At 70.3% G+C, this 1,402-nt stretch carries 1 protein-coding gene; it reads right to left on the reverse strand.

Going from position 1 to position 1,402, the window contains the following annotated elements; genetic code table 11:
- Positions 1 to 217 precede the first annotated feature (217 nt).
- On the reverse strand, positions 218 to 1,240 hold the full coding sequence (locus ABFS34_16820; GenBank protein MEN8377089.1) for an IS110 family transposase: 1,023 nt from the start codon (positions 1,238 to 1,240) through the stop codon (positions 218 to 220).
- Between the last annotated feature and the right edge of the window lie 162 nt (positions 1,241 to 1,402).

Genomic DNA, 1,402 nt, shown 5'->3' on the forward strand with positions numbered 1-1,402 from the left:
CAAGAGCGGCGGTCGATGGGCGTGGGTCGACTGCAGTCGTATCTCCGGCCCGATAGTGGGCGTTGGTTGCCCTGGCCACGATGGAAAGTCGCGCGCGGGGAGCCAATCGTTTTTGCGCGGCCCCATTGGCCAAGCTTGTTATCGGCTCTGCCCCGCGCCGGTCTGACCGGTGGCCCATCGTCTGTCGGCTTGCAGCTCGTTGAGGTAGCGCCTCCTCCTAACCGGCCGATCGCCGTTCGAAGGGACGTTGATCGCGCCACACGCGCCAACAGACGCGCGCGAGCTTGTTGGCGAGCGCGACGGCGGCCTTGTTGTGGCCGCTGCGTCGCTGGACGGCGAGCGCCCAAGCGCGCAGGTCGTCGGGCTCGTTCGAAGCCGCTCCGGCCCGCAGCGCAGAGCGCGCGCCGTGCACGAGCAGCGTACGCACGTAGGCGTTGCCGCGCTTGGTAATGCGGCTGAGCCGGCGCGTGTGGCCCGAGGAGTACTCGCGCGGCGTGAGTCCGAGGTAGGAAGCGAAGTGGCGACCCGTGCGGAAGCGGCCGATGGGGCCGGTGAAGGCGACGAGCGCGGTCGCGCTGAGCACGCCGACGCCCGGCACGCTCATGAGCAGTGCGGTGTCGGGCATCCGCTGAGCCAGCCCTGCCAGTTCGACGCGCAGCGACTCCGCCCGCTCACCGAGCACTTCGATCTCACCCAGCGCCTCCTCGAGCGCGGCCCGCAGGTAGCGCGGCACTGCGCCTTCACAGAGCGCGGCCCTGGCGTGCGGCACGAGCTTGCTCGCGCCGACGGGGATCGAGACGCCGAACTCGCGCAGGTGGCCCCTCACGGCGTTGATCCGCGCCGTGCGGGTGCGCACACAGCCCTGACGCAGCCGGTGCAGCGCGGCCACGGCCTGTTGGTCGATCGATTTGAGCGGCACGGGGTCGAGCGCGGCGTTGCGGCAGGCCTCCAGCAGCGCCTTCGCGTCGGCCCGGTCGGTCTTGTTGCCGTCGCGGTAGCGCGCCACGTCGCCGGGGTGCAGGAGCGTCACTCGGTGGCCGAGCGCCGTGAGCTCGCGCCCCCAGTGGTGCGCCGAGCCGCACGCCTCCAGCAGGATCTGCGACGGCTCGCGCTCGGCGAAGAAGGGGCGCAGCCGGGCGCGGCTGAGGCGGCGGCGCTCGCTGACCCGTCCCGGCGTATCCGAGACCGCGACCTCGAAGACGGACTTTGCCAGATCGACGCCGACCTGTGTACTGTTCATGAGGCTCCTCCTCCGTTCGTGGCCTTCGGGGCCGTTTCGTAGTCGCTGGCACTTTGGTGCCGTCCGGGGGAGGAGTCCATTCCATCATTAGCAGCTGGCGGCATTGAGCCGGTTGCCTCGGCAGGCCACTCGGAGCCAATCTCCATCTCAGTGTAGCAGCCA

The organism is Gemmatimonadota bacterium (assembly GCA_039715185.1).
GTDB lineage: Bacteria > Gemmatimonadota > Gemmatimonadetes > Longimicrobiales > RSA9 > DATHRK01.

What these genes read in the sequence shown, in the direction of transcription:
- ABFS34_16820 (MEN8377089.1), bottom strand. Translation starts at nt 1,240, where the DNA reads ATGAACAGTACACAGGTCGGCGTCGATCTGGCAAAGTCCGTCTTCGAG.